Here is a 26,001-nt window from a genome sequence, read left to right as displayed (position 1 = left end):
CGCATGAGGTTGGTGCGGTGGACGCCGGAGGATCTCGTCCGGCGGCTCTACGACGTGGTCGCGGTGTACGGGGAGGCGATGGGCTACCGCAGCGACCTGCTGGAGGCCCGACGCGGCTACATCGCCACCCACGCCCGCCGGCCCGGGTTCCGCGCCGTCGCCAGCCTCACCAGCGAGGGCCACCTGGCCGGCTTCGGATACGGCTACCTCGGCGCGGGTGGACAGTGGTGGCACGACCAGGTCTACCGGGCGCTGGACCCGGACGCCCGGCAGCGCTGGCTGACCCACTGCTTCGAGGTGGTCGAGTTGCACGTCCGGCCGCCCGCGCAGGGGCACGGACTGGGCGCCCGGCAGCTCACCGCCCTGCTCAGCATCGCCGAGGGCGGCACCACCCTGCTGTCCACCCCGGAGGCCGACGAGCAGGCGTCGCGGGCCTGGCGGCTCTACCGGCGGTTCGGCTTCGTCGACGTGCTGCGGCACTTCCGGTTCCCCGGCGACGAACGACCGTTCGGGGTGCTCGGCCGGGACCTGCCGCTGCCCCGGCCCGACACGTCCGGGCCGGCCGCGTCGTGACCCGCCGGCACGTCCCGTGGCTGCTGCTGGCCCTGCTGGTGCTGATCCAGATCTGCTACCCGCTCACCACCGGGGCCACCCGGGCCCGGCTCACCGTCGCCACGGTCGTGCTGGGCTACCTGCTGTCGGTGGGGCATGCGCTGCTCACCCGGGGTCCCCGCACGGCGGCGGCGCTGGTCGCGGTGGCCACCGGCGGCGGGTTCGCCATCGAGGCGTTGGGGGTGGCGACGGGCTTCCCGTTCGGCAGCTACGACTACTCGGGGGAGTTGGGGCCGAAGCTGGCCGGGGTGCCGTTGATCATCCCGCTGGCCTGGACCTGGATGGCCTGGCCCGCCTGGCTGGCCGCCGTCCGGCTGACCACGCCCGCCGGCCGGACGCCCGGCACCGTGCCCCCCGGCGGTCGGACGCCCGGCACCCTGACCCCGGGAGGGCACGTCGGGCGGGTGGCGTTGGCCACCGTCGGGCTGGCCGGCTGGGACCTCTTCCTCGACCCGCAGATGGTGGCCGAGGGCTACTGGGTGTGGCGCGACGCCACCCCGGCGCTGCCCGGACTGCCCGGCATCCCGGTCAGCAACTACCTGGGCTGGCTGCTCTTCGCGGTGTTGCTGATGAGCGCGCTGCGCCCGCTGGCCGGGCCGGCCGTCGCGGTCACCGACTCCCGCGACGCCCCGATGTCCGCCCTCTACCTGTGGACGTACTTCTCCAGCGTGCTGGCGCACGCCGTCTTCCTCCGGCTGCCCGCCTCGGCGATCTGGGGCGCGGTGGGCATGGCGGTGGTGGCGGTGCCGCTGGCGGTGACCCTGCTGCGTGCCCGTCGCCGGCCCACCGACCGGCCGGCACCGGCCCGCACCGGCGTCGACACACCGGCATGAGCGGCACCCGACCCGGTCGACCCGCCCCGCCACCGCGCCGGCACCCGACACCGGGACGACGACCGCGCCCGGCCGGGTCGGTCAGGGCGTGGCGGTGACCGTCGTCGCGGTCGTGCTGGCCGTCGCGGTGACCGCGCTGACCGCGCACACCTGGGTCAACGCCCGGTACTGGCTGCGCCGGCCCGCCGACGGGGCGGTCGGGGTCGACGAGACGGTGGCGGTGCTGCTGCCGCTGCGCGACGAGGCCGACCGGGTCACCCCGTGCCTGCGCGCGCTGCTCGCCCAGCAGGGGGTGCCCGACCTACGGATCGTGGTGCTCGACGACGGCTCGACCGACGGCACCGCCGAGGTGGTCCGCGCGGTCGCCGGCGACGACCCCCGGGTCACCCTGCGCACCGGGGTCACCCCGCCACCGGGCTGGCTGGGCAAGCCGTACGCCTGCCACCAGCTCGCCGGGCACGCCGGGCCGAACGCCGCCGTGTACGCCTTCGTCGACGCGGACGTGGTGCTCACCCCGTACGCGGTCGCGGCTGCGGTGACCGAGCTACGCGCCGCGCGGGCGACGCTGCTGTCGGCGTACCCGAAAATTCTGGTGCGGACGGTGGGTGACCGGCTGGTGCAGCCGCTGTTGCAGTGGTTGTGGTTGACCTTCCTGCCGCTGCGCGCGATGGAACGCTCGCCGCGGCCGTCGCTGGCCGCCGCCGGTGGGCAGTTCCTGCTGGTGGACCGGGCCGGCTACGAGCGGGCCGGCGGGCACGCCGCGGTCGCCGACCGGGTGCTGGAGGACATCGAGCTGGCCCGGGCGGTGAAACGCTCCGGTGGCCGGATCGCGCTTGCCGACGGCTCCCGGCTGGCCGCCTGCCGGATGTACGAGACCTGGCCGCAGCTGCGTGACGGCTACACCAAGTCGCTCTGGGCCACCTTCGGCCACCCGGGTGCCGCAGCCGCCGTGGTCGCCGCGCTGCTGCTGCTCTACACCGCGCCGCCACTGCTGGCGGTGGCGGCGCTGGTGGCGGGTTCACCGCCGGCCGCCGGGCTGGCCCTGACCGGGTACGCGGCGGGAGTCGCCGGGCGGGTGGTCGCCGCCCGCGCCACCGGCGGCCGGGCCTGGCCCGACGCGCTGGCCCACCCCGGCTCGGTCGTGGTGCTCGGTTGGCTGACCCTGCGGTCGTACCATCTGCGGAAGCGGCGTCGCCTGTCCTGGCGTGGCCGCCCGGTCAGCTAGGAGGGCGGCATGGCGCGGATCGTGGTCATCGGCGCCGGCGTGGGCGGGCTGGCCACCGCCGCCCGGCTCGCCGTCAGCGGGCACGAGGTGACCGTCTTCGAACGGTCCGACACCGTCGGCGGCAAACTCGGCCGGCACGTCCACGACACCCCGGCGGGCAGCTTCCACTTCGACACCGGGCCGAGCCTGCTCACCCTGCCGCAGGTCTTCCACGAGCTGTTCGAGGCCACCGGCGCGAAGCTCGACGAGTACCTCGACCTGACCCCGCTGGACCCGATCGTGCGGCACGTCTTCCCCGGCGGCGGGCCGGCCCTCGACTCGTGTGCCGACCCGGACGAGTTCGCCGCCCGCATCGGCGCCGCCCTCGGCGACCGGGCCGCCGCCGACTGGCGGCGGCTGTGGCGGCGGGCCGCCCGGGTGTGGACCGCGTCGCACCGGGACATCCTGCGGCGTGCCGTCGACTCGCCGCGCGACCTGGCGGCGCTGGCCTGGCGGCTGGGTGACCTGGCCGCGATCGGGCCCGGTCGCACCCTGCGCGGGCTGGGCCGCAGCCACCTGTCCGACCCCCGGCTGCGGATGCTGCTCGACCGGTACGCCACCTACACCGGCGCGGACCCGCGCCGCGCCCCGGCCGCGCTGGTCGCCGTCCCCTACGCCGAGCTGACCTTCGGTGGCTGGTACCTGCGCGGCGGGCTGGGCACCCTGGCCGACGCGCTGCTGTCCCGCTGCCTGGACCTGGGCGTGACGGTCCGCACCGGGGAGACCGTCACCCGGATCGACGCCGCCGGGGGCCGGGTGCACGGGGTACGCCTCGCCGGGGTCCACGCGCCCGTCCCCGCCGACGTGGTCGTCGCCAACGCCGACGCGCTCACCGTCTACCGGGACCTGCTGCCGCACCCGGGCCGGCTGGCCGCGCTCACCGACCGCAGCCTGGCCGGTTTCGTGCTGCTGCTCGGGGTACGCGGGGACTCCGGGCTGGCCCACCACAACGTCTTCTTCCCCGAGGACTACGACGCCGAGTTCGACGCCGTCTTCGGCGACCCCGGGCGGGGGATCCGGGCCCGACCGGCGACCGACCCGACGGTCTTCGTGACCGTGGCCGACGACCCGATGGTCCGCCCGGCCGGGCACGAGGCGTGGTTCGTACTGGTCAACGCCGCCCGCCACGGCACCGCCCCGGATGCCGTCGACTGGCGTCGGCCGGGGCTCGCCGACGCGTACGCCGACCGGATCCTCGACGTGCTCGCCGCACGCGGGGTCGACGTGCGGGACCGGCTGGTGTTCCGCGAGACCCGCACCCCCGCCGACCTGGACGCCGCGACCGCCGCGCCCGGCGGGTCGATCTACGGCACGGCCGGTGGGTTGCTCCGCCCGGCCAACCGGGGCCCGGCACGCGGGTTGTGGCTGGTCGGCGGCTCCACCCACCCCGGCGGCGGCCTGCCCATGGTCACCCTGTCGGCGCAGATCGTCGCCGACGAGATCGGCCCCGCCTGGTAGACCCAGCCCTGCCTGGCCCGCCGGGCCGGGCCGGGTGGCCGGGTGGCCAGGGCGGGTGGCCGCTGTTGCGGCGAAACAGCGGTGTCCCGCGTCTCGGAAGCCGCTGTTTCGCCGACATTGAGTTGATCATCGCCCGGCCGCGTCGCCGGCCAGGCGGCGGGAGTGTGGCGGCGGGTCCGGCGTCGAGGAGCCGGGAGGCGGGGGCGGGAGCGGGAGCGGGAGCCCGCGGCGGGGGCGGGCGGGTCAGCCGGCGTCGAGCAGGGCGCGGCGGACGGTGGACAGCAACTGCCCCAGGCCGAAGCCGGCCAGCAGCACCCAGACGGCGGTGGCCATGGTGATGGTGCCGGCGGCCAGGTCGAGGTCGATCAGCCCGGTCAGCCCGGCCAGCAGCAGCCCGACCAGGGCGACGCAGACCCGGGTGGGCCGCTCCCCCACGGTGACCGCGCCGATCTCCCGCATCCCGGCGGCCACCGCGCGGGCCCGCACGTACTCGTGCAGCCAGGACAGCGCGCCGGCCGCGACCACCAGCGCACCCGGCGCTCCGACCAGCCAGAACGCCGCCAGCCAGGCGATCTCACCGAGCCGGTCGGCGACCGAGTCGTAGACGTAGCCGAGCCGGGTGGTCCGGCCGGTGGCGACCGCGACCGCCCCGTCGACGCTGTCGGCGACCGAGGCGAGCAGCACGAACAGCGCGCCGACGATCGGCCCCTGCCCCGACCGGGCGCTGAACAACGGCACGCACAGGCAGAGCAGCACCCCACCGACGGTCACCGCGGTCGGGGTCACCCGCAGCCGACCCAGCACGTAACCGACGTGGTACGCGAAACGCAGCCAGGCACGGACCACCGGCGCGGCGACCCGGGGGTCGAAGCCGCCGTGCAACCGCGCCCACGCGGTCGCGTACTCGTCCCACTTCAGCTGTGTGCCCACCATCGGTCAACCGTCGCGGCGCGGTCGAGGTGTCGGGGCCTGCGCGTTCACACCCGGGCGTCGGCCCGCAGGCTGCGCCACACCTCCCGGGTCGCGGGAGAACGGTTGAGGGTGATGAAGTGGATGCCGGGCACCCCCTCGTCGAGCAGCCGGGCGCACATCTCGCTGGCCTGTTCGATGCCGAGCCGGCGGACCGCCTCCGGGTCGTCGGCGACCCGTTCGAACCGCGCGGCCAGCGCGGGTGGGAACGGCGCGCCGGACAGCTGCACCGAGCGTTCGATGGTGCCGATCTGGGTCACCGGCATCACCCCGGCCAGGATCGGGGTGTCGCAGCCGGCCGCCGCCACCCGGTCGCGCAGCCGCAGGTAGTCGTCGGCGTCGAAGAACATCTGGGTGATGGCGAACTCCGCACCCGCCCGGCACTTGCGGACGAAGTGCGCGGTGTCGCTGGCCACGTCGGCCGAGCGGGGGTGCTTGTAGGGGAAGGCGGCCACCCCGACGCTGAAGTCGCCGGCCTCGCGGACCAGCCGGACCAGGTCCTCGGCGTAGTCGACGCCCTCGGGGTGACGGACCCACTCGCCACCCGGATCGCCGGGCGGGTCACCCCGGACGGCGAGCACGTTGCGCACCCCCACGCCGGCCAGCCGCCCGATCACGTTGCGCAGCTCGGCGACGGAGTGGTTGACGGCGGTCAGGTGGGCCATCGGCAGCAGGGTGGTCTCGGTGGCGATCCGTTCGGTCACCGCGACCGTGGTGTCCCGGGTCGAGCCGCCGGCCCCGTAGGTGATCGACACGAACGACGGGCGCAACGACTCCAGCTCCCGGATCGCCTGCCAGAGCAGCCGCTCCCCCTGCGCCGTCTTGGGCGGGAAGAACTCGAAGGAGAACGTCGGCTGGCGGTCGCGGATCAGCTCCCCGATCGCCGGCTGGGGATTGGGAAGGACGGAGGGAAGACCGAGCGCCACGTGACGACTCTAGCGGGCGACGCCGCCCGCCCTCACACACTTCCCACCGGAGCATCGACACCCGCCGAAACCGGCGTCGGCCGCCGCTGCGGACGACGTCGTACCCCGGGGGTAGAACGAGGGTGCGCGGGTGGCGTCGGTGGGGGCCGACGCCCGGGGTCACGCGCGGGGGTCGGCAGCACGCGACCGTGGCACGTCGGCCGCCCCGCGGGCGGGCGGGCCGCGCCGACATCCCCCGGAGGACCGATGACCCCGTCCGACCCCCGCCCGCTCGGGCCGCTGATCACGCAGCTCCGGCTGGCCCGGGGCTGGAGCCAGCGGCGGCTCGCCGACGAACTCTGCGCCGCCGCCGGCACGGCCACCCTCACCCGGCACGAGGTGTCCCGCTGGGAACGCTCGGTACGCGTGCCGGGCGACCGCTGGCGGCGGCAGCTCGCCGTCGTGCTCGACGCCCCGATCGGGCCGCCGTCCGCCGGGTCGTCCCGCGCCCGGCGGGCCGGTCCGGGCCGGAACCGCCGCACCGGGGCCGCCGGGCCGAACGGCCTGCGGCCGAGCCGAACGGCGTCCGCAGGGGCCGGCCCGCCACCGGAGCGACGCCGGGCCGGCGCGGTGTCGGGGCGGCCCGGCGTCGGACGCGCTCCGTCCCGTCCGGCTGCCCGCCCCGACCGTCCGGTCCGCCCGGGGCGGGCAGCGGGCCGGGTGACGCGCCGAGGCGCTGGTGAGGCGGTGGAGGTGGGGACCGGCTAGCGTCGTGGCGTGACCCACGCTGCTCCCGTCTCCCCCGTCGACCGTGCCGGCCTACGGCAGCGTGTCGACAAGGCGCTGACCGAGTTCCTGGCCGGCCGGCGTAGCTGGATGGCCGGCATCGACGACGCCCTGACGCCGATCGCCGAGACCATCGAGGGGTTCGTGCTCGGCGGCGGCAAACGGCTGCGCCCGGCGTTCGCGTACTGGGGGTTCCGGGGGGCCGGCGGGGTGGACGCCGACCAGGTGGTGACCGCCCTGGCGGCGCTGGAGTTCTTCCAGGCCAGCGCCCTGATCCACGACGATCTGATGGATCGCTCCGACACCCGGCGCGGTGAGCCCGCCGTGCACCGGCGGTTCGCCACCCGGCACCGCGCCCACGGGTGGGGCGGCGACCCGGACGCCTTCGGCGACGCGGCGGCGATCCTGCTCGGCGACCTCTGCCTGGTCTGGTCCGACGAGCTGCTGCACTCCGCCGGGCTGGACCCGCACACGGTGGCGCGGGCCCGGCCGGTCTTCGACGAGATGCGCGGCGAGGTCACCGTCGGGCAGTACCTGGACGTGCTGACCCAGGCCACCGGGGAGGTGTCGCTGGACCGGGCGGGCAAGGTGGCCCGGTACAAGTCGGCCAAGTACACCGTCGAGCGGCCGTTGCTGCTCGGTGGCGCGCTCGCCGCCGCGTCCGCCGACGTGTGCACCGCCTACTCGGCGTACGGGTTGCCGCTCGGTGAGGCGTTCCAGCTCCGCGATGACGTGCTCGGGGTGTTCGGCGACCCGGCGCAGACCGGCAAGCCGGCCGGGGACGACCTGCGCGAGGGCAAGCGCACCTACCTGGTCGCGGCGGCGGTGGAGGCCGCCGACGAGGCCGGCCGGGAGCTGCTGCTCGGCCGGCTCGGCGATCCGGAGCTGGACGGGGACGGGGTGACCCGGCTCCGTGAGCTGATCTCCGGCACCGGCGCGCTGGCCCGTACCGAACAGCGCATCGTCACCCTGACCGACGCCGCGCTGGCCGCCCTGGCCGGCGTCGACCTCGACACCGAGGCCCGGCAGGCCCTGGTGGACCTCGCCATCGCCGCCACCCGTCGCGCCGACTGACCCGCCCACCCCGCTGGAGCCCTCCGCTCGAGCCCGTCGCTGGGGCGCGTCGCTGGGGGCGCGTCGCTTGAGCCCGTCGCTGGGGCGCGTTGATCAAGAGGTTTGCGTCACGGATGTCCCCGGGGATGACCGAAACCTCTTGATCAACGCGGTGCGGCGGACCGCCGGCACGGTGGGGGCCGGCGGGAGCAGGAGTGGCAGTGGGGTCAGAAGCCCAGGGCCTGGGCGCGGCGTTTGACCTCGCGGGCGTGGTCGCCGCCGAGGGTGGCCGCGCCCGTGCCGCCGGAGAGGGTGTCGTCGGGCTCGTAGAGCCAGCGCAGGGCGGCCTCGTCGTCGTAGCCGGCGTCGGCGAGCAGGGTGAGCACGCCGGGCAGGTGCTTGAGCACCGTCTTGTTGGCGACCAGGTCGGCGGGGATCCGGCGCACCCCGTCGCGGCGGACGGCGAGCAGTTCGCGGTCCCGGATCATCTGGTGGACCTTGCTGATCGACAGGTCGAGCCGCTCGGCGACGTCCGGGAGGGTGAGCCACGCGGCCGGGTCGCTGGGGCCGCCGAGGTCGCTGCCGGCGGACTGGTCGGCGGGTACGGGTTCGGTCACCGGACCACCCTGCCACGTCGCCCGGCCGCCCGTGCAGCGGCACCCCGTCGGGCCGGGGCGAGCGCGGCGGGACCGACCGGCACCGACCCCGGCTGTAGCATCCTGTTCAACCTTCACCCTCAGGACACATAGACTCCCTGCCGATGGACATACAGGTCGCCGACACGTTGCTGGGCTCGCTGCTCGACGGGCGCTACCGCATACGCGGTCGCGTGGCCCGTGGCGGCATGGCGACCGTGTACACCGCCACCGACGAGCGCCTGGAGCGTACCGTCGCGGTGAAGATCATCCACCCGTCCCAGGCCGCGGAGGCGCGGTCCCGGCTGGCGGGCTTCCCGGACCGGTTCACCGACGAGGCCAAGGCCATCGCCCGGCTGACCCACCCCAACGTGGTCGCCGTCTACGACCAGGGCACCCACCAGGGGCTGCCCTACCTGGTGATGGAGTACGTCCGGGGCCGCACCCTGCGCGAGGTGCTGGCCGAACGCCGCCGGCTCAACCCCGACGAGGCACTGGCGATCATGGAGCAGATGCTCGCCGCGATCGCCGCCGCGCACCGGGCCGGGCTGGTCCACCGCGACGTCAAGCCGGAGAACGTGCTGGTGGCCGAGGCGCCCACCGGCGGGGTGGCCAACCTGGTCGACAGTGTGGTCAAGGTCGCCGACTTCGGCCTGGCCCGGGCGGTGGAGGCAAGCGCCGAGGAGGGCGACGGCAACCAGCTGATGGCGACCGTCGCGTACGTGGCGCCGGAGCTGGTCACCGACGGACGCGCCGACCCGCGCACCGACGTCTACTCGGCGGGCATCGTGCTGTTCGAGATGCTCACCGGCCGGGTGCCGTACGACGGGGACCGCCCGGTCGACGTGGCCTGGCAGCACGTCGACAAGGACGTCCCGGCTCCCTCGGTCCTGGTGCCCGGCCTGCCCCGGGTGCTCGACGAACTGGTCGCGCGGGCGACCCGGCGGGACCCGGGCGCCCGGCCGGCCGACGCGGGCGCCCTGCTGGCCGAGGTGCAGGTGGCCCGGGACGACCTGGGCAACCCGAACGCGCACACCGCCGTGCTGGGCCGGGTGGCCGGGGAGCTGCCGGTGGTGGCCGAGCCGACGATGGTGGTCGCGGCGGTCAGCCCGGCGACCCGGCCGACCTGGGCCCGGCTGCCCGAGCCGGCCGCCCCGCAGCGCCCGCACCGGCGGCGGGCCGCCGAGAGCGCCGGCCTGGGATCCCGCCTGGCGGAGCTGCGTACCCGGGTGATGGGCACCCCGCGCGGGCGGCTGTCGGTCGCGGCGGCCGTGGTGGTGGTCGGCCTGCTCGCCGCGATGGGCGGCTGGTGGGTGGGGGTGGGCCGGTACACGGTCGCGCCGCAGCTGGTGAACCTGAGCCGGGCCGACGCGCAGGCGCAGGCGGACCGGGCGGGTTTCCAGGTCGCCTTCGCCACGCCGCGCTACGACGAGAAGGTGCCCCGCGACGGGGTGATCACCCAGGACCCGGGCTCGGCTGCCAAGATCCTCAAGGGTGGCACCATCACGCTGACCCTCTCCCTGGGCCCGGAGCGGTTTCCGCTGCCGGACGTCGTCGGCAAGGAGTTCGACCTGGCCGAGGCCGACCTGACCAGCGCGAAACTGGTGGTCGCCAAGGGCACGCCCCGCTACGACGACAACCTGCCGGCCGGGGTGGTGGTGGACACCAACCCGAAGGTGGGCACCGAGGTGAAGCCGGGCACCAAGGTGACGGTCATCCTGAGCCGGGGCCGCGCCCCGATCACGGTGCCCGACCTGGTCGGCAAGAGCCTCACCGACGCCCGCACCGCCCTGTCCCGGCTCGGCCTGGAGCTGGTCGAGACGTACAAGGAGTCCGACAAGCCGCGCGACGAGGTCCTCGGGCAGAGCCCGGCCGACGGCGCGGGTGTGGAGAAGGGCACCAAGGTCAAGCTGGATGTCAGCAAGGGCCCGCCGCAGGTGACCGTACCCCGGGTGGTCGACCTGCCCTGCCAGCAGGCCAAGCAGCAGTTGGAGGGGGCCGGGTTCACGGTGAACGTGCAGTTCAACCCCAACGGCATCGTCCGGTTCCAGAACCCGGGCGAGAATTCGCAGGTGCCACCGGGCACCCCGGTCACCCTGGGCTGCCTGTGAGCGGCCACCGGCCGGTCGGCTCGCACACCCCGACCTCGGGTGGGCTGGCCAGGGCGGCCCTGCCGTACGTGGACGCGACCGGCTCCCGGGTGGTGCAGGTCTACGTCTCCAACTCGCGGGGCTGGGCGCTGCCGCCCGGCGACCCCGCCCAGGACGCGCTGTTCGCCGAGGGCTGCGCCGCCCGGGGCGTACCGGTCTACATCCACGCGTCGCTGCTGGTCAACCTCGGTTCGCCCACGGCGGCGACGGTGGAGAAGTCGACGCAGACGCTGGCGCACGCGCTGCGCCGGGGGCGGGCGATCGGGGCGCGGGGCGTGGTGTTCCACGCCGGCAGCGCGGTCGACGCCGGCTACGCCGAGACCGCCATGCGACAGGTACGCGAGGCGCTGCTGCCGCTGCTCGACGAGACCACGGCCAGCGGCGGTCCGTTGCTGCTGGTGGAGCCGAGCGCCGGTGGCGGCCGGTCACTGGCCTCGCGGGTGGAGCACCTCGGCCCCTACCTGGACGCGGTCGACAGGCACCCGGGGCTGGGCGTCTGCTTCGACACGTGCCACGCCTGGGCGGCCGGGCACGACCTGGCCGTGGCGGGCGGCATGACGGCGACCCTGGACACCCTGGTCGCCACGGTCGGGGCGGACCGGCTCAAGCTGATCCACGCCAACGACTCCAAGGACCTGTGCGGTTCGACCCGGGACCGGCACGAGAACATCGGCAAGGGCAACATCGGCGAGCCGGCCTTCGCCGAGTTGATGGCCCACCCGGCGACCGCCGGCATCCCCGTCGTCGTGGAAACCCCCACCGAGAAGCACGAGGGCCACGCCGCCGACATAGCCACCCTCACCCGCCTTCACCCCTGACGGCCGTCCTCTCCGCCGGCACCCCTCCCCCACTCGACGCCGCCCGCTCGACGCCCTGGCTCGACGCCCCCGCTGATCAAGAGGTTCGCGCGGTGATCAAGAGGTTCGCGTCAGATGTGATCTCCAGGCTGACGCGAATCTCTTGATCAACACCGGAAGGCGGGGAAGGCGCGGAGGGCGCGGGCGGTGCCGGTGGGGGGTCAGGGGGTGAGGAGGTCAGGGAGGATCTTGGCGGCGTGGTCGATGGCGGCGTCGTCGACGTCGAGGTGGGTGACCAGGCGGGCGGTGCGGGGGCCGAGCACCGACAGCAGCACCCCCTCGGCGCGGGCGGCGGTGGCCAGGGCCCGCGCGTCGAGCCGGTGCCCGGTCAGGTCCAACGGCACGATGTTGGTGCGTACCGGGCCGGCGAGCACCCCACACGGGGCGAGCGCCTCGGCGAGCCGGGCGGCCCGGACGTGGTCGTCGGCGAGCCGGTCTAGGTGGTGGGCCAGGGCGTACCGGCCGGCGGCGGCGAGCACCCCGACCTGCCGCATCCCGCCGCCCATCCGCTTGCGCAGGAACCGGGCCCGGTCGATCCGCGCGGCACTGCCCACGACCAGCGAGCCGACCGGCGCGCCGAGACCCTTGGAGAGACAGACCGACAGGGTGTCGAACAGCGCGCCGTAATCGTGCAGCGGCACCCCGTCGGCGACGTGCGCGTGCCAGATCCGGGCGCCGTCGCAGTGCAGGGCGAGGCCGGCGGTGTCGGCGACGCGACGTAGCTCCCGCAGGGTCGCCAGCGGGATCACCCCACCACCGCCCCGGTTGTGGGTCTGTTCCACGGCGATCGCCCGGGTCGGCACCGCGAAGTAGCCGTCCGGCCGGATCATCGCCTCCACCACGCCCGGGTCCAGGTCGGCGCCGAGGGTCGGCCAGGTCCGCGTGGAGATCGCACCGTACGCCGCAGCCGCGCCGACCTCGTACGTCACCACGTGCGCGTCGGCGTCGCAGAGCAGCTCGTCACCGGGCGGGACGACCAGTTGCAGGGCGATCTGGTTGGCCATCGTCCCGGTCGGGGCGAAGAGCGCCGCCTCGTGCCCGAACAGCGCGGCGACCTCGGCCTCCAGCGCGTTGACCGTCGGGTCCTCGGCGTAGACGTCGTCGCCGACCTCGGCGGCGGCCATCGCCTCCCGCATCCCGGCGGTCGGTCGGGTCACCGTGTCGGAACGCAGGTCGGCCACCGGACCGACGCCCGCCGTGGGGTCAGCCACGGAGCATCTCCGCCACCAGGAAGGCCAGCTCCAGCGACTGCTGGGTGTTCAGCCGGGGGTCGCAGGCGGTCTCGTACCGGCCGGGCAGGTCGAGGTCCTCGATGCCCTGGGCGCCGCCGAGGCACTCGGTGACGTCCTCGCCGGTCAGCTCGACGTGGATGCCGCCCGGGTGGGTGTCCAGCCCCCGGTGCACCTCGAAGTAGCCGAGGACCTCGTCGACGATCCGGTCGAAGTGCCGGGTCTTGTAACCGTTGGAGGATTCGTGGGTGTTGCCGTGCATCGGGTCGCACTGCCACACCACCTTCGCCCCGGCGGCGGTGACCTTGGCCACGATCGGCGGCAACGCGTCGCGGACCTTGTGGTTGCCCATCCGGCTGATCAGGGTCAGCCGGCCGGGGATGTTGTCCGGGTTGAGCTTCTCGCACAGCTCGATCGCCTCGTCCGGGCTGGTGGTCGGGCCGAGCTTCACCCCGATCGGGTTGGCGATGCGGGAGATGAAGTCGATGTGCGCGCCGTCGAGCTGCCGGGTCCGCTCGCCGACCCACAGGAAGTGCCCGGACAGGCCGTACGCCCGGCGGTCGGAGACCCGGGTCAGCGCCCGGTCGTACTCCAGGGCCAGCGCCTCGTGGGAGCAGTAGAGGGTGACCGTACGCAACGCGTCGTCCTCGGTCATCCCGCAGGCCCGGATGAACGCGATGGCCCGGTCGATCTCCCGGGCGATCGCCTCGTAGCGCTCCCCCGCCGGGGAGTTCTTGACGAAGCCCTTGTTCCAGTCGTGCACCGCGTGCAGGTCGGCCAGCCCGCCGGCCAGGTAGGCGCGCAGCATGTTCATCGCGGCGGCCGAGTTCGCGTACGCCCGGATCATGCGCTGCGGGTCGGCGACCCGGGCGGCCGGGTCGGCCTCCAGCGCGTTGATCATGTCGCCGCGGTAGGCGGGCAGGCCCCGGGCGTCGGTCGGCAGCGAGCGGGGCTTGGTGTACTGGCCGGCGACCCGGGCCACCTTCACCACCGGCAGGGACGCGCCGTAGGTGAGCACGATCGCCATCTGGAGCAGGGTGCGGGCGTTGGCCAGCAGGTGGCTCTCGGTGTTGTCGGCGAAGGTCTCGGCGCAGTCACCGCCCTGGAGCAGGAACGCCTTGCCCTCGCAGACCAGGGCGAGCTTGCGTCGGAGCTGGTCCACCTCGTAGGGGGCGACCACCGACGGCACGGTGTCGAGCACCTTGCACACCTCGGCGACCTGGGCCGGGTCGGACCACGGCGGGATCTGCTGACGGGGCAGGTCACGCCACCGGTCGAGGCCGAGAGCGGCGTCCTCGGCCGAGTCGACGGTGGGGCGGCTGGTCTGCAGCCCGGGGCTGCTCACGGCGGGGTAGCTCAGCTGATGCCACTCATGGCGCATGGGAGAAAGCGTACGGCGACGGTCCGGACGCCGCGCCCCCGAGGTACGGGGTTCCGGAAGGTGGGAGTCAGGGGGTCGGCGAGGGCGCGGGGCTGTGCCCGCCGGGTTCCTCGCCCGCGATGCACCAGTCCGCGCCATCGCGGGTGACGGTGAACAGCAGCGGTCGGGTGACCTTCTTCGACCCCACCGAAACGGTCACCGAGGTGCTGACCTCCTGCCCCCGGGCACCGGTGCGGATGTCGGTGATGGTCGCCCCGGGCACCTGGAAGTGGTCGGCGAAATCACCGTTCGGCCCGGTCGCGGCGGCGTCGAAACCCTCCTGCATCGTCGCGCAGAGCTGGTTGCGGCCGGCGGCCGGGTCCTTGGCGGCCATCGCGTCGAGGTACGCCTGGACCCGCTCCCGGGCCTTGGCCGACGCCTCCTGGGCGGGCACCCGGCTGGGCCCGCCGTCGGCCTCGCCGTCGCCGTTCTGGCCGCAGCCCAGTAGGGCGAACGGCAACAGGGCCAGCGGTACGACGCCGGCGGTGCGGAGCCTGCGGCCCATGCGTCCTCCCTGGGTACGGATGCCGAGCGGCGAGTCTGCCACACCGCACCCGTCCGGTGGCAACCCGTCACGGCCGCGCCGGCCCGGCCGGTCGGCGTTTCGCCCGGTGGGGCCGCCGCCGACCGGGCCGGACAGCCGGACGGGGAGGGACCGGTGGCCGGTCCCTCCCCGCGCGGGTGGTGCGTCGGGCGCTCGGCTCAGCCGAGGCCGCCCTTGATGGCGCCGATCAGCTCACCGTTGCCGGTGTCGCCGGAGAGTTCCCAGAAGAACGCGCCGCCGAGGCCCTGGTTCTTCGCGTAGGTCATCTTGCCGCCGATGGTGGCCGGCGTGTCGTAGCTCCACCAGTTGCTGCCGCACTTGGCGTACGCCGTGCCGGCGATCGTGCCGGTGGCCGGGCAGGTGTTCTTCAGCACCTTGTAGTCCTCGATGCCCGCCTCGTAGGTGCCGGGGGCCGCGCCGGTGGCGGTGCCACCCGGGGCGGCCTGGGTCACCCCGGTCCAGCCGCGACCGTAGAAGCCGATGCCGAGCAGCAGCTTGCTGGCCGGTACGCCCTTGGACTTGAGCTTCTGGATCGCCGCGTCGGAGTTGAAGCCCTGCTGCGGAATCCCGGTGTACGAGGTGAGCGGCGAGTGCGGGGCGGTGGGACCCTGGGCGTTGAACGCGCCGAAGTAGTCGTACGTCATCGGCATCAGCCAGTTGAGGTTGCCCACCGCACCGGCGTAGTCGGTGGCGTCGATCTTGCCGCCGTTGCTGCCGTCGGCCGTGATCGCGGCCGTGACCAGGGCCGACGAGCCGAACTTGGCCCGCAGCGCGGAGATCACGTTCTTGAACGCGTTCGGGCCGCTGCTGTCGCAGCTCAGACCGCAGGCGTTGGGGTACTCCCAGTCGACGTCGATGCCGTCGAAGACGTCCGCCCAGCGCGGGTCCTCGACCAGGTTGTAGCAGCTCTCGGCGAAGGCGGCCGGGTTCTGCGCGGCCTGGGTGAAGCCACCCGACCAGGTCCAGCCGCCGAAGGACCAGATCACCTTGAGGTGCGGGTACATCTTCTTGAGCTTGCGCAGCTGGTTGAAGCTGCCGCGCAGCGGCTGGTCCCAGGTGTCGGCGACGCCGTCCACGCTGTCGGCCGCGGTGTACGCCTTGTCGTAGTCGGCGTAGCTGTCCCCGATCGTGCACCGGCCGCCGGTGGTGTTGCCGAAGGCGTACAGGATGTGGGTGAGCTTGGCGGCGGAGCCGCTGGTGGCGATGTTCTTGACGTGGTAGTTGCGGCCGTAGACGCCCCACTCGGCGAAGTAGCCGACGACCTTCTTGTCCCCGCTGGGCGGCGGGGTGGTGGGCGGCGGGGTCGTCGGGGGCGGGGTCGTCGGCGGGGCGGTGGTGGGTGGCGGGGTCGTCGGCGGCTTCGTGGTGGGCGGCGGGGTGCCGCCGCCGCACGACGCGCCGTTGATCGTGCAGTTCAGCGGCGCCTTGTACGGCCCGGTGCCGTTGTAGCCCCAGCTGAAGCTGGCCCCCGGGGCGAGCGGCCCGGCCCAGCTCTTCTTCACCGCCACGTAGTGGTTGCCGCTGCTGGTGACGTCGGCGTCCCAGAAGCTGCTGATGGTGGTGCCGGACGGCAGGTCGAACTCGATACGCCAGGTGCTGACGCTGGCGCTGGAGCCGTTGGCCACGGTGACCCGCCCTTCGTGGCCGGTCCCCCAGTCCTGGGCCGAGGCGAATGTCGCGGTGACGCTTCCGGCGCCGAACGCCGAGGTCACCGGTACCGCCGCCACGGTCAGCGCCATGACGGCGCCGGCCCAGAGGGCGCGGCGGAGCGATCTCTTCATGAGGCGCCTCCTCAAACAGTTAGGAAACTTTCCAAATCGATGGGGAGACGCTACTCACACCGTCATCACTTCGTCAAGATGCGCATCCGTCGATTCATCACCGACCCGGAGCGGGAGGGACGGCTCGACCGACTGCGCACCCCCACCCACCCCACCCCATGATCAGATTGCCGAAATGCAGACGACACGCTGGAGAGAGTGCTTCAAATCGCAATGTGATCTTGAAGCTCCACGGCAGGCTTCCGAGGTGCGGGCCGTCACCCCCGCCAGCCCCGACCCAGCCCATCCGGCCTCCATCCCCCGGACGGCACGGTTGGCGGCCCAGGGCGGGGGGTGGCCTAGGGCGACGGCGGCCCGAGGCGGGGGCGGCCCAGGGGACGGCCCGGGGGCGGCTTGGGCGACGTGCACCACGCGTAGCCTCAGGGGATGACCGTCTTCGACATCGAGATCGACGCGCTGACCGGCGGACCCGTGGGTCTGGCCGACTACCGGGGTCGGGCGCTACTGGTGGTCAACGTGGCCTCCCGCTGCGGCCTCACCCCGCAGTACGCCGGCCTCCAGGAGCTGGCCGCCGAGTACGCCGACCGGGGCCTGGTGGTGCTCGGCGTACCGTGCAACCAGTTCGCCGGGCAGGAACCCGGCACGGCCGCCGAGATCGGCGAGTTCTGCCAGGTCAACTATCGCGTCACCTTTCCGCTGACCGAGAAGGTCGACGTCAACGGCCCGGCCCGCCACCCCCTCTACGCGGCGCTGGTCGACACCCCCGACGCCGAGGGGCACACCGGCGACGTCCGGTGGAACTTCGAGAAGTTCCTGGTCGCCCCGGACGGCACGGTCGCCGCCCGGTTCGCGCCGACGGTCACGCCGGACTCGGCCGAGCTGCGCGCCGCCGTCGAGAAGGTTCTCCCCGCCTGACGGCGCGCCCCCACCCTCCGGAGCCGGGCACCGTCCCGAGGGACGGTGCCCGGCTGAGCCACCCTCGGCCGGTGCGCCCCACCCGCCGAGCCCCGCCCACGACGTGGACCGCCCCGCCACCACCCACGCCACGTGATCGCCTACCGATCACGACGACCCACCCGGCCCGGACGGGCGTCGGGGACCGGGGACCGGGCTGCGAGTCGTCAACGTCATCAGCTCGAAAGCACCCGCACCGACACCGGCACGTGGGCCGGCGTGCGGCACTCGACCGGGCAGCCCACCCACGCTCGGAAGCCGGCGCACCTGCGTCCGGGGAGCAGCCCGCAACAGGGACACCTGCGGACCCGACCCGGCCGGACAGCAGGCCGCAGACCCGCCCGACGGCCGTGACCGCGCCGACCCGGGCGGGGCGACGCGGTCACGGTGGAGCCGGCGGGACGCGGTTCAGGTCAGCCGGCGGCGGACCGGAAGACCGGGTAGTAGCCGCCGGACTGGCCGGCCGCCGTCGGGTGGTACGAGACGCCGAGGTTGGCGAAGTTCAACGCGTGCAGCCACTTCTCGCCGTAGCTGCACAGCTGGTGACCGACGAAGATGGACCGTACGTCGGCGAACGTGAAGCCGGCGGAGGTCGCGGCGGTGCGGGTGATGTCGTCGATCAGGTTGATGCCTTCGTTGATCTTCGCGCGGGAGTTCGCGCTGAGCCCCACGCAGACCGTGCCGAGCTGGTAGAAGACCGGGTAGCCGACGACCACCACCCGGGCCGACGGGGCGCGGGTCTTGATCCCGTTGTAGACGGTGGCGAGCTTGGCGGGCAGTTCCGCGCGGGCCTTGTTCTCGGCGGCCTGCACGGCCGCGACGCACTGGGTCTCCCCCTGCAGCACGCAGGTCGACATGATCGTGGTGAACCCGACGTCGTTGCCGCCGATGGTGACGCTGACCAGGGTGGTGGTCGAGGTCAGCGCGGAGAGCTGGTTGTTGACCACGTCGGTGGTGGTCGCGCCGGAGCAGGCCACCGACTTGTACGACGCCGGCTTGATGTTGGTGTTGTACAGCGCCGGGTACGCGTTGGTGCTGCGCTGACAGGATCCGCTCTCGGAGGTGTAACTGCCGGCGCCGACACCGGAGGCGTACGAGTCGCCGAGGGCCACGTACCGGTCGGTGGGGGCGGCCTGGACGGGCACCGCCGCGCCGAGGGTCACGCCGATGGACGCCGCGAGACTCACGGCGAGGGTCACGAGTCGGGATCTCCGCACGTCGCACTCCTGGGGGTGAGGAAGTGGTGGTGGGAGATAGATATCACTCTATCACGTGTTTACGGAAGATTATCGATGGGCAACAGGGGTGACTAGGGGTTCACCGACGCGCGACGTCCCCGACGCGCGGCCGACCCGTCCGGCCGACGTGGACGGTCGACATCCACCCGCATAACCCGTCGATCAGGTCGGGAATACGCATCCAACCAGGACGGTTGGTCACCGGCATGACAACTGTGGGACTCATCGGCAGCGGCAACATCGGCAGCACCCTGGCCCGGCTGGCGGTCACCGCCGGCCACGACGTGGTGCTCAGCAACTCGCGCGGTCCGGAGACGCTCAAGGACCTGGTCGACGAGCTGGGCATACGGGCCCGGGCGGCCACCCCGGACGAGGCGGCGGCAGCGGGTGACCTGGTGGTGGTCACCATCCCGCTGCGGGCCTACCGGGACGTGCCGGCCGCGCCGCTCGCCGGCAAGACCGTCATCGACACCAACAACTACTACCCGGAGCGCGACGGCAGCTTCCCGGAGCTGGACGACGAGTCGACCACCACCAGCGAACTGCTCCAGCGGCACCTGCCGGAGTCGCGGGTGGTCAAGGCCTTCAACAACATCTACTTCAAGCACCTGCTCGCCCTGGCCCGCCCGGCGGGGGCCGCCGACCGCACCTCGCTGCCGGTCGCCGGGGACGACGAGGCGGCCAAGGCCGAGGTCACCGCGTTCATCGACTCCGTCGGGTACGACGCGGTCGACGTGGGGCCGCTGGCCGAGGGCTGGCGGTTCCAGCGGGACACCACCGCGTACGGCGTCTTCTACACGGCCGATCCGGCGGCGGGCTTCGAGCAGCCGGGCCTGCCGACCGACGCGCAGCGGCTGCGGGACGCCCTGGCCGCCGCCCGCCGCTACGCCGACGCCTGACCGACGCCCCACCGCGCCGGGCGGGACGGCAGCCGTGAGGCCCGTCCCGCCCGGCGGGCGGGACGCCGTGCTCAGCGAGGAGCCTGCCACTCGTCGGCCAGTACCGCCCACACCTCCATGTCCACCCGGCCGGCCGGCCCCCGGGCGACCTGACGCAGCGTGCCCTCGTGCCGCATGCCGAGCCGCCGGGCCACCGCGATGCTGCGGACGTTGCCGACGCTGGTCCGCCACTCGACGCGGTGGATGCCGCGTTCCCGGATCGCCCAGTCCACGATCCGGGTCGCCGCCCGGGTGACCAGTCCCCGGCCCTCGGCGGCCGGCTCCAGCCAGCAGCCGGCCTCGGCCACCCCGGTCGCGGTGCTGAACGACACGAACAGCACCCCGCCGACCAGGGTGCCGTCGAGCCAGATCCCCCAGATGCCCCCGGCGTCGTCGGCCCACTTGTCGGCGGAACGACGCAGCACCCGGCGGGCCGACTCCAGGTCGGTGGCCACGAAGGACGCACCCACCCACGGGGCGATGTGTTCCCGGGCCCGGTCCAGGTGGGCCAGGAACTCCTCGGCCTGCCACGGTGGGAGCGGGCGGAGCTCGGCGTCCCCGGTCAACGGCAGCGCGAACATCGTTTCAGTTCCTCCGGTGTGCGACGGGCAGGCTCAGCCGCAGCGTCGGCCCGATGGTGGGCACGAACCCCAGCGACCGGTAGAGCGGTTCACCCTGGGGCGAGGCCCGCAGGTCGATCTTGCCGACCCCGCGCTGCCGGTACCAGTCGAGCAACGCCTCCAGGCAGGCCCGGGAGTAGCCGCGCCGACGGTGCACCGGCTCGGTGACCACGTTGAACACGTACCCGGTCAGGCCGTCGGGGTTGCCGGGGCCGCCGAGGCGCTGCTCGATGGTCCCGGTCGCGCAGGCCGCCAGGGCACCGGGCCGGTCGGGGGCGTCGACGACGAAGACCGCCATCAGGTCGGCCGGCTCGGCCAGCCGCCGGTGCAGCACCTCCCGGGCCGCCTGCTGCCAGGGCCCCGGCGCGGGGGCCATCTGGTCGATGTCGGCCAGCATCACCCCACGCAGGCGGACGATCTCACCGGCGTCGGCGACCACGGCCCGTCGAACGTTGATCACGAACGGACGGTACCGGATGGCGGGCACCGGCCTCCGGACCGCACCACGGTGATCGGGAACGACGGGTACACGACGATCGACCAACTTGCGGCCGGGTCCCGTCCACGGGACGCTGGGGGTCGGCACCGACACCACCTCCGGAGGCGAGATGCCCCAGCTCCGTACCGCGCCGCGCCGGCTGCTCGCCGCCGCCGGCACGCTCCTGCTCGGCACCGCACTGGCCCCGCTCGGCGGCACGCCGGCCGGGGCGGCGGCCGGCGACGTCGGCTACGTCCGGCTCGCCCACCTCTCCCCCGACACCCCGGCCGTGGACGTCTACCTCTCCGCCCCGGGCGCGGCGACGCCGCAGGTCTTCCCCGCCGTCGGCTACGGCGTCGTCTCCCGTTACCTGCCGCTGGCCGTCGGCCGGTACGCGGTGGCGATGCGGCAGGCCGGCGCCCCGGCCAGCGAGCCACCGGTGCTCACCACCGAGGTGGCCCTGCGCGCGGGTGAGGCGTACACGGTGGCCGGGGTGGGCCGGTACGCCGACCTCGGCCTGCGGGTGCTCGCCGACGACCTGAGCGCCCCGGCGGCCGGCCGGGCGAAGGTGCGGGTCGTCCAGGCGTCCGTACGCGCCCCGGTGGTCGACGTGGCCGCCGACGACGGGCCGACCATCGCCGACGCCGTCCGGTTCGCCACCACCACCGACTACCGGCAGGTCGAGCCGGGGCGTTGGCGGCTGCGCCTCGGTGGCGGCGGCGGGCCGGGCACCGACGTCGAGGTGACCCTCACCGGGGGACGGGTCTACTCGCTGCTGGTGCTCGACGGCAAGCGGGGCGGGTTGACGGTCGAGTTGCGCGAGGACGCCCGGGGCGGCGGGACCGCACCGGCGGGCGGGGTGCCGGCGGGGGCCGGCGGGCTGGCCACGAGTGGGCTCGGGGCGTACCCGATGATGGCCGGCGGGGTGCTCGCGGGGGCCGTGGTGGTAGGCACGACGGTGCTGGTGCGGCGTCGGCGGCGGCCGGTCTGGTGAGCCGGCCCGGCTTCGCGATCCGCCGGCACCGCGCCCGGCCCGCGCCGGCCACCGTCCTGGTCGCGGCCGGCGCGGCGTGCTGCCTCGCCGCCGGTGCCGGCGTCGCGCTGGCCGCCGCCACCGGCCTCGGCGGGCCGGGCGGAGCACCCCGGCCGGTCGCGGTGGCCGGGGCCTGGCAGCCCGGCTGCGGGACCGGTTGCGCCACCGGGGCCGGCACCCCCCGCGCCACCCCGGCCCTCCCCACCCGGGTACGCGTCGCGCGGATCGGCGTCGACTCCCCGCTCACCGCCCTCGGGCTGGACGGGGCCGGCACCCTGGTCCCCCCGGCGGACTTCACCCGGGCCGGCTGGTACGGCGGCGGCCCGGCGCCGGGTGACCCGGGACCGGCGGTGATCGCCGGTCACCTGGACTCGCGGCGCGGCCCGGCCGTCTTCGCCCGGCTCGGCGAGTTGCGCCCCGGCGACCGGATCGAGGTGTGGCGGGACGACCGCCGGGTGACGTTCCGGGTCACCGGCACGTTGCGGACGCCCAAGGACGCCTTCCCCACCGCCACCGTGTACGGCCCGACGCCCGGCCCGGAACTGCGGCTGATCACCTGCGGGGGCGACTTCGACAGGCGCGTCGGCCACTACCGGGACAACGTGGTGGTCTTCGCCGTCGCCGACCCGCCGGTCGACCCCCTCCCCCGCTCCGCGGCCGGCTGACCCGCCCACCGGCACGGCCCCGCACGCCCCGCCCGCTAGGCTCCGGCAGTGCGACTGACCAGCGTGGACGACGTCACGGCCGCCGAACGCCGGCTCGCCGGGCGGATCGTCCGGACCCCGCTCCTGCCCTGCCCGCAACTCGGCGACGAGTTCGCGCTCGACGTCGCGGTGAAGGCGGAGAACCTCCAGCACACCGGCAGCTTCAAGGTCCGGGGCGCGCTGAACGCGCTGCTCGCCCTGGCCGAACGGCAGGCGACGCCCACCGGGCTGACCGCCTTCTCGGCCGGCAACCACGCCATGGCGGTGGCCTTCGCCGGACGTGCGTTCGGCCTGCCCACCGTCGTCTGCATGCCCCCGCACGCGGTACCCACCAAGATCGAAGCGGTCCGCCGGTGGGGTGGGGAGGTCGTGCTCACCGACGACCTGCTCGCCACCTGCGAGGAGATCACCGCCGAACGCGGCTACCACCTGCTGCCGCCGTTCGACGACCCGGACGTCATCGCCGGCCAGGCCACCCTGGGACGGGAACTGCTGGCCGACGGTCCACCGCCGGGCCTGGTGCTGGTCCCGGTCGGCGGCGGCGGACTGATCAGCGGGGTGGCAGCCGCCGTACGCGATGCCGTGCCGACCGCCCGGATCGTCGGTGTCGAGCCGGCCACCGCCAACGTCGTCGGCCACGCGCTGCGCACCGGCGGCGATGCCCCGGCGACCCGGCCGGTCTCGATGGCCGACGGGCTGGCCGCCCCGTTCGCCGGCCGGCTCACCCTGGCCCACGTCCGGGAGCTGGTGGACGACCTGGTGGAGGTCACCGAGGCGGACATCCGGGCCGCCTGGTGGGACCTGATGGCCGCCACCAGGCTGCTGCTCGAACCGGCGGCGGCGGTCACCCTCGCCGCACTGCGCACCGGCCGGGTCACCGCCGCCCCCGGCACCCGGACGATCCTGGTCCTCAGCGGCGGCAACATCTCCCCCACCATGCTCGCCACCATGCGCTGACCCCGCCCCGCCCTGCGCTCGCCCCGCTCCATCGCGCGCGCGATCTTGGAGTTGTGGTGCCACATTCGCGGGGATGTATACCCTTTCGCGCCCACCACAACTCCATGATCGACGCGGAGGGGTGGTGGCGGGTGGGGTGGGGTTAGCGGATGGGGCGGCGGCCGGCGAAGCCGCACTCGACGCGGTGGTACCAGCGCACGTCGGGGTCACCCTCCAGCCAGCACCAGAGCACCGCCCGGCCCTCGTGCTCGCCGGGGAAGTCGAGTAGCACCGGGGCGATCCCCTTGACCTGGATGTCGTGCGAGTTCAGCTCCTCCAGCACGCCGTGCAGCCGGGCCTCCAGGGCCTTGACCTCGGCCCGGCCGCCCAGCGCCGACATCCCCGGGCCGGCCAGGTCGGCCCGCAGCTCGGCCAGGTCGGCCCGGATGCCGATCAGCTCGTCGATGCGGGGGTGCAGGGTGGCGACCAGGTACCGCGCCTGGGCGAGAGTGAACACGGGGCCAGTATGGGGCACCCGCGTGATCCACACCGACCCGTCCGCCGGCTTCGCCCGCACCGGGGGTGCCCGGAACGGGACGGGGGGTCCGGGCGGGGACGGTGGATGAAGGGTCACCACGGACCGTCCACATAGGTCGCGGGGTGGCCCGGCCGGCGGGTGCCGAGGACGCGGCCGATGGATCATGATCTTCAGGCGCGCGGTCCGTCGCCTCCCCCTCCCGCCGCACGCACCAGTGCGGCGCACGACCGAACCAGGAGTCCCATCGTGATCAACAAGTACGCCGGCACCTGTGGCACCTGTCGAGGCCGGGTGGAGGCCGGGGCCGGACAGGCGCTCCGGCTCGGCGCCGGCTGGACCGTGTACCACGACGACTGCGCGCCGGTGGAGACGGCGCCGCCGCCGGGCACCCACCGTGGGTGGCACCACCTGCCGGTGGTGGGCTTCGACATCGAGACCACCGGCAGGGAGCCGTTGGACGCCCGCATCGTCTCCGCCGCGCTGGTCTACTCCGACGGCACGACCAGGCGGTGGCTGGTCAACCCGGGAGTGCCGATCCCGCCCCGCACCACCGAGATCCACGGAATCACCGACGAGCTGGTCCGCAGTGCCGGGACTCCGGCCGGGACGGCGCTGGCCGAGCTGGGCACGGCCGTCGGAAAGGTGATCGCCGACGGTACGCCGCTCGTCGCCTTCTGCGCCCACTTCGACGTCACGACGTTGCACGCCGAGCTGGCCCGGCACGCCCTGCCGTCGCTGGACTGGGACCGCGCCGTCGTCATCGACCCCTCGATCCTGCACCAGGAGGTCGAACCTCGCTGGTACGGCAGCCAGAAACTCGGTGACCTGTGCAGGTACTACGAGGTGCCCCTCGGCTCCGCCCACGACGCCACGAACGACGCCCACGCCGCCGTCGGGATGGCGGTGTCGATCGCGGCCCGGCACGAGCGCATCGCCCGGATGCTCCCCGACGACCTCCACCGGGCGCAGATCACCTGGTACGCCGCACAGAAGCGGAAACTCCAGGAGTACTTCGACAGGCGGGGCATCGCCGAGACGGTCGGCCTGGAGTGGCCGCTGGAGACCAGGCGACGCCGACAGGACGACACTCCTCACCCTGATCAGGGCTGATCTCCCCCGGTCGACCGTCCGCCGTCGGTGTACTCGCCGAAGATCTCTGCGAGGATCCTCCGTGAGTTCACCGCGGCCACGCCGTCGTCCGGCGCGTGGACGTAGCTGACAAGCGTCTTCCAGAGCGCCCACCCGCGCCCACGCGCCCAGGTCGCGTCGTCGACCGGCAGCCGCTCCCGCAACGCCCGCCGACCGTCGGCGGTCAACAGTGTCCAGGCGACCGCCAGGTCGCAGGAGGGATCGCCTACGCCGCAGGTGCCGAAGTCGATGACCCCGGCGAGGTGTCCCCCGTCGAGCAGGAGGTTCCCCTGCGCCAGATCACCGTGGAACCAGCGCTCGGTACCGTCCCAGCGCGCGTCCAGGGCGCATTCCCAGATCTCGTCGGCGCGGACGGCGTCGATACGGCCGTCGAGAGCCCTGATCGCTCGGCGGGCCTGCCGGTGGTAGGTGCGCAGCGGGCCACCCCGGTACCAGTTGTGTCGACCGGGTCGGGGGCCACCGGTGGTGTCGATCTCGTGCAGTGCCGCGACGAACCCGGCCAGGTCGAGCGCGAACCGGACCGGATCGGCGATCCGCTCGAACCGCGCGGTTTCTCCGTCGAGCCACCGGTAGACCGACCAGGTGTACGGGTAGCCCTCGCCGGGCCCGCCCTTCGCCAGCGGGGTGGGGACGGGCACCGGGAGGTGGCGGGCGAGCAGGGGAAGCCACCGGTGTTCCTTGTCGACCGCCTCGGCGTACTCGGCGGCGCTCGGCAGGCGTACCGACATGCCGGGGCCGAAGTGGAAGGTCCAGTTGTCCCAGCCGCCGTTGGCCACCGGCTCGACCGGCAGTTCGGCCCAGTGCGGGAACTGGGTGGCGACGAGGCGGCGTACCTGCTCCACGTCGACGACGACGCGTTCGGGCGGCGGGCCGAGATCCGCGGTGCCGTCGGCCCCGGCCCCTGACACGGCGGGCCG

26 protein-coding genes are annotated in these 26,001 nt (G+C 74.2%); 14 read left to right on the top strand and 12 right to left on the bottom strand.

Annotation, left to right across the window (positions count from 1 at the left end; all coding sequences use genetic code 11):
- Window positions 1-3: 3 nt before the first annotated feature.
- The 4 genes from ACN265_RS07300 (at window position 4) to ACN265_RS07285 (ending at window position 4,167) form a co-directional block, all read left to right on the top strand.
- On the top strand, window positions 4-573 hold the full coding sequence (locus ACN265_RS07300; RefSeq protein ID WP_421406485.1) for a GNAT family N-acetyltransferase: 570 nt from the start codon (window positions 4-6) through the stop codon (window positions 571-573).
- Complete coding sequence (locus tag ACN265_RS07295) at window positions 570-1,445, top strand: carotenoid biosynthesis protein (RefSeq protein ID WP_421406482.1); 876 nt, start codon at window positions 570-572, stop codon at window positions 1,443-1,445. The genes ACN265_RS07300 and ACN265_RS07295 overlap by 4 nt, the downstream gene beginning before the upstream one ends.
- Window positions 1,446-1,539: 94 nt before the next feature.
- On the top strand, window positions 1,540-2,670 hold the full coding sequence (locus ACN265_RS07290) for a glycosyltransferase (RefSeq protein ID WP_421406480.1): 1,131 nt from the start codon (window positions 1,540-1,542) through the stop codon (window positions 2,668-2,670).
- A gap of 9 nt (window positions 2,671-2,679) precedes the next feature.
- A complete protein-coding gene (locus ACN265_RS07285; protein WP_421406479.1) occupies window positions 2,680-4,167 on the top strand; it encodes a phytoene desaturase family protein in 1,488 nt (495 codons plus the stop codon).
- A gap of 243 nt (window positions 4,168-4,410) precedes the next feature.
- On the opposite strand, the gene ACN265_RS07280 is transcribed toward ACN265_RS07285, so the two are convergent.
- Together ACN265_RS07280 and metF are read right to left on the bottom strand one after the other, a co-directional pair.
- Entirely contained in the window at window positions 4,411-5,100 is a 690-nt protein-coding gene (locus ACN265_RS07280) for a CDP-alcohol phosphatidyltransferase family protein (protein ID WP_204927790.1), read from the bottom strand.
- Between the two features lie 44 nt (window positions 5,101-5,144).
- On the bottom strand, window positions 5,145-6,062 hold the full coding sequence (gene metF / locus ACN265_RS07275; RefSeq protein ID WP_420117092.1) for a methylenetetrahydrofolate reductase [NAD(P)H]: 918 nt from the start codon (window positions 6,060-6,062) through the stop codon (window positions 5,145-5,147).
- A 246-nt stretch (window positions 6,063-6,308) separates the two neighbouring features.
- Here metF and ACN265_RS07270 point away from each other — a divergent pair, with 246 nt between their 5' ends.
- A complete protein-coding gene (locus tag ACN265_RS07270; RefSeq protein ID WP_421406478.1) occupies window positions 6,309-6,809 on the top strand; it encodes a helix-turn-helix domain-containing protein in 501 nt (166 codons plus the stop codon).
- 9 nt (window positions 6,810-6,818) lie between these two features.
- Window positions 6,819-7,901 (top strand): polyprenyl synthetase family protein, encoded by a 1,083-nt coding sequence (locus ACN265_RS07265; protein WP_204927792.1) that lies wholly within the window; start codon window positions 6,819-6,821, stop codon window positions 7,899-7,901.
- A gap of 206 nt (window positions 7,902-8,107) precedes the next feature.
- Here the strand turns inward: ACN265_RS07265 and ACN265_RS07260 are convergent, their stop codons facing one another.
- Window positions 8,108-8,497, bottom strand: coding sequence for an Rv2175c family DNA-binding protein (locus tag ACN265_RS07260; protein WP_088643009.1), 390 nt, complete (start codon window positions 8,495-8,497; stop codon window positions 8,108-8,110).
- Between the two features lie 143 nt (window positions 8,498-8,640).
- Here ACN265_RS07260 and pknB point away from each other — a divergent pair, with 143 nt between their 5' ends.
- Both pknB and ACN265_RS07250 read left to right on the top strand, forming a co-directional pair.
- Window positions 8,641-10,626 carry a Stk1 family PASTA domain-containing Ser/Thr kinase gene (gene pknB / locus ACN265_RS07255; protein ID WP_421406476.1) on the top strand — a complete coding sequence of 662 codons (1,986 nt, stop codon included), beginning with the start codon at window positions 8,641-8,643 and terminating at the stop codon, window positions 10,624-10,626.
- Window positions 10,623-11,483, top strand: a complete 861-nt coding sequence (locus ACN265_RS07250; protein ID WP_421406475.1) for a deoxyribonuclease IV — start codon at window positions 10,623-10,625, stop codon at window positions 11,481-11,483. The genes pknB and ACN265_RS07250 overlap by 4 nt, the downstream gene beginning before the upstream one ends.
- Window positions 11,484-11,683: 200 nt before the next feature.
- On the opposite strand, the gene ACN265_RS07245 is transcribed toward ACN265_RS07250, so the two are convergent.
- The 4 genes from ACN265_RS07245 to ACN265_RS07230 all read right to left on the bottom strand — a co-directional run bounded on the left by ACN265_RS07245 (window position 11,684) and on the right by ACN265_RS07230 (window position 16,496).
- The gene (locus tag ACN265_RS07245; RefSeq protein WP_421411411.1) at window positions 11,684-12,703 is read right to left on the bottom strand and encodes a threonine aldolase family protein; all 1,020 of its coding nucleotides are present in this window, start codon (window positions 12,701-12,703) and stop codon (window positions 11,684-11,686) included.
- 22 nt (window positions 12,704-12,725) lie between these two features.
- A complete protein-coding gene (locus tag ACN265_RS07240) occupies window positions 12,726-14,132 on the bottom strand; it encodes a class II 3-deoxy-7-phosphoheptulonate synthase (protein ID WP_357934795.1) in 1,407 nt (468 codons plus the stop codon).
- A 67-nt stretch (window positions 14,133-14,199) separates the two neighbouring features.
- The gene (locus tag ACN265_RS07235) at window positions 14,200-14,676 is read right to left on the bottom strand and encodes a hypothetical protein (protein WP_204927796.1); all 477 of its coding nucleotides are present in this window, start codon (window positions 14,674-14,676) and stop codon (window positions 14,200-14,202) included.
- A 197-nt stretch (window positions 14,677-14,873) separates the two neighbouring features.
- Window positions 14,874-16,496 (bottom strand): glycosyl hydrolase family 18 protein, encoded by a 1,623-nt coding sequence (locus ACN265_RS07230; protein ID WP_204927797.1) that lies wholly within the window; start codon window positions 16,494-16,496, stop codon window positions 14,874-14,876.
- Window positions 16,497-16,922: 426 nt separating this feature from the next.
- Here ACN265_RS07230 and ACN265_RS07225 point away from each other — a divergent pair, with 426 nt between their 5' ends.
- Window positions 16,923-17,411 carry a glutathione peroxidase gene (locus ACN265_RS07225; protein WP_421406473.1) on the top strand — a complete coding sequence of 163 codons (489 nt, stop codon included), beginning with the start codon at window positions 16,923-16,925 and terminating at the stop codon, window positions 17,409-17,411.
- Window positions 17,412-17,863: 452 nt separating this feature from the next.
- Here the strand turns inward: ACN265_RS07225 and ACN265_RS07220 are convergent, their stop codons facing one another.
- A complete protein-coding gene (locus ACN265_RS07220) occupies window positions 17,864-18,667 on the bottom strand; it encodes an SGNH/GDSL hydrolase family protein (protein WP_204927799.1) in 804 nt (267 codons plus the stop codon).
- 227 nt (window positions 18,668-18,894) lie between these two features.
- On the opposite strand from ACN265_RS07220, the gene ACN265_RS07215 reads away from it, so the two are divergent.
- Window positions 18,895-19,587, top strand: a complete 693-nt coding sequence (locus ACN265_RS07215; RefSeq protein WP_204927800.1) for an NADPH-dependent F420 reductase — start codon at window positions 18,895-18,897, stop codon at window positions 19,585-19,587.
- Window positions 19,588-19,658: 71 nt separating this feature from the next.
- Here ACN265_RS07215 and ACN265_RS07210 read toward each other — a convergent pair whose 3' ends face one another.
- Both ACN265_RS07210 and ACN265_RS07205 read right to left on the bottom strand, forming a co-directional pair.
- A complete protein-coding gene (locus tag ACN265_RS07210; RefSeq protein WP_421406472.1) occupies window positions 19,659-20,207 on the bottom strand; it encodes a GNAT family N-acetyltransferase in 549 nt (182 codons plus the stop codon).
- 4 nt (window positions 20,208-20,211) lie between these two features.
- Window positions 20,212-20,706 (bottom strand): GNAT family N-acetyltransferase, encoded by a 495-nt coding sequence (locus tag ACN265_RS07205; RefSeq protein ID WP_420118459.1) that lies wholly within the window; start codon window positions 20,704-20,706, stop codon window positions 20,212-20,214.
- 148 nt (window positions 20,707-20,854) lie between these two features.
- Between ACN265_RS07205 and ACN265_RS07200 the strand changes: the two genes are divergently transcribed.
- Genes ACN265_RS07200 through ACN265_RS07190 form a run of 3 tightly spaced genes read left to right on the top strand, consistent with a single transcriptional unit; the run spans window position 20,855 to window position 23,418 of the window.
- Window positions 20,855-21,718: a DUF4397 domain-containing protein gene (locus ACN265_RS07200; RefSeq protein ID WP_421406470.1), complete on the top strand. Its 864-nt coding sequence runs from the start codon at window positions 20,855-20,857 to the stop codon at window positions 21,716-21,718.
- Window positions 21,715-22,422, top strand: a complete 708-nt coding sequence (locus ACN265_RS07195; RefSeq protein ID WP_421406467.1) for a class F sortase — start codon at window positions 21,715-21,717, stop codon at window positions 22,420-22,422. The genes ACN265_RS07200 and ACN265_RS07195 overlap by 4 nt, the downstream gene beginning before the upstream one ends.
- Before the next feature lie 48 nt (window positions 22,423-22,470).
- Window positions 22,471-23,418, top strand: a complete 948-nt coding sequence (locus ACN265_RS07190; protein ID WP_421406466.1) for a threonine ammonia-lyase — start codon at window positions 22,471-22,473, stop codon at window positions 23,416-23,418.
- A 142-nt stretch (window positions 23,419-23,560) separates the two neighbouring features.
- Here the strand turns inward: ACN265_RS07190 and ACN265_RS07185 are convergent, their stop codons facing one another.
- On the bottom strand, window positions 23,561-23,914 hold the full coding sequence (locus tag ACN265_RS07185) for a DUF2203 domain-containing protein (RefSeq protein ID WP_145921023.1): 354 nt from the start codon (window positions 23,912-23,914) through the stop codon (window positions 23,561-23,563).
- Window positions 23,915-24,181: 267 nt separating this feature from the next.
- On the opposite strand from ACN265_RS07185, the gene ACN265_RS07180 reads away from it, so the two are divergent.
- Window positions 24,182-25,045, top strand: coding sequence for an exonuclease domain-containing protein (locus tag ACN265_RS07180; RefSeq protein ID WP_421406465.1), 864 nt, complete (start codon window positions 24,182-24,184; stop codon window positions 25,043-25,045).
- On the opposite strand, the gene ACN265_RS07175 is transcribed toward ACN265_RS07180, so the two are convergent.
- Window positions 25,036-25,992, bottom strand: coding sequence for an aminoglycoside phosphotransferase family protein (locus ACN265_RS07175; RefSeq protein WP_421406464.1), 957 nt, complete (start codon window positions 25,990-25,992; stop codon window positions 25,036-25,038). The genes ACN265_RS07180 and ACN265_RS07175 overlap by 10 nt on opposite strands.
- Window positions 25,993-26,001: the final 9 nt, after the last annotated feature.

Source organism: Micromonospora sp. WMMD730 (assembly GCF_049178955.1).
GTDB lineage: Bacteria > Actinomycetota > Actinomycetes > Mycobacteriales > Micromonosporaceae > Micromonospora > Micromonospora wenchangensis.
Note: the sequence above shows the minus strand (reverse complement) of the source record. Positions and strands in the feature narration are given on the sequence as shown.

Coding starts and splice junctions, on each gene's coding strand:
- ACN265_RS07285 (WP_421406479.1), top strand. CDS start 2,680: ATGGCGCGGATCGTGGTCATCGGCGCCGGCGTGGGCGGGCTGGCCACC.
- ACN265_RS07240 (WP_357934795.1), bottom strand. CDS start 14,132: ATGCGCCATGAGTGGCATCAGCTGAGCTACCCCGCCGTGAGCAGCCCC.
- pknB (WP_421406476.1), top strand. CDS start 8,641: ATGGACATACAGGTCGCCGACACGTTGCTGGGCTCGCTGCTCGACGGG.
- ACN265_RS07300 (WP_421406485.1), top strand. CDS start 4: ATGAGGTTGGTGCGGTGGACGCCGGAGGATCTCGTCCGGCGGCTCTAC.
- ACN265_RS07270 (WP_421406478.1), top strand. CDS start 6,309: ATGACCCCGTCCGACCCCCGCCCGCTCGGGCCGCTGATCACGCAGCTC.
- ACN265_RS07215 (WP_204927800.1), top strand. CDS start 18,895: ATGACAACTGTGGGACTCATCGGCAGCGGCAACATCGGCAGCACCCTG.
- ACN265_RS07200 (WP_421406470.1), top strand. CDS start 20,855: ATGCCCCAGCTCCGTACCGCGCCGCGCCGGCTGCTCGCCGCCGCCGGC.
- ACN265_RS07230 (WP_204927797.1), bottom strand. CDS start 16,496: ATGAAGAGATCGCTCCGCCGCGCCCTCTGGGCCGGCGCCGTCATGGCG.
- ACN265_RS07210 (WP_421406472.1), bottom strand. CDS start 20,207: ATGTTCGCGCTGCCGTTGACCGGGGACGCCGAGCTCCGCCCGCTCCCA.
- ACN265_RS07235 (WP_204927796.1), bottom strand. CDS start 14,676: ATGGGCCGCAGGCTCCGCACCGCCGGCGTCGTACCGCTGGCCCTGTTG.
- ACN265_RS07225 (WP_421406473.1), top strand. CDS start 16,923: ATGACCGTCTTCGACATCGAGATCGACGCGCTGACCGGCGGACCCGTG.
- ACN265_RS07280 (WP_204927790.1), bottom strand. CDS start 5,100: ATGGTGGGCACACAGCTGAAGTGGGACGAGTACGCGACCGCGTGGGCG.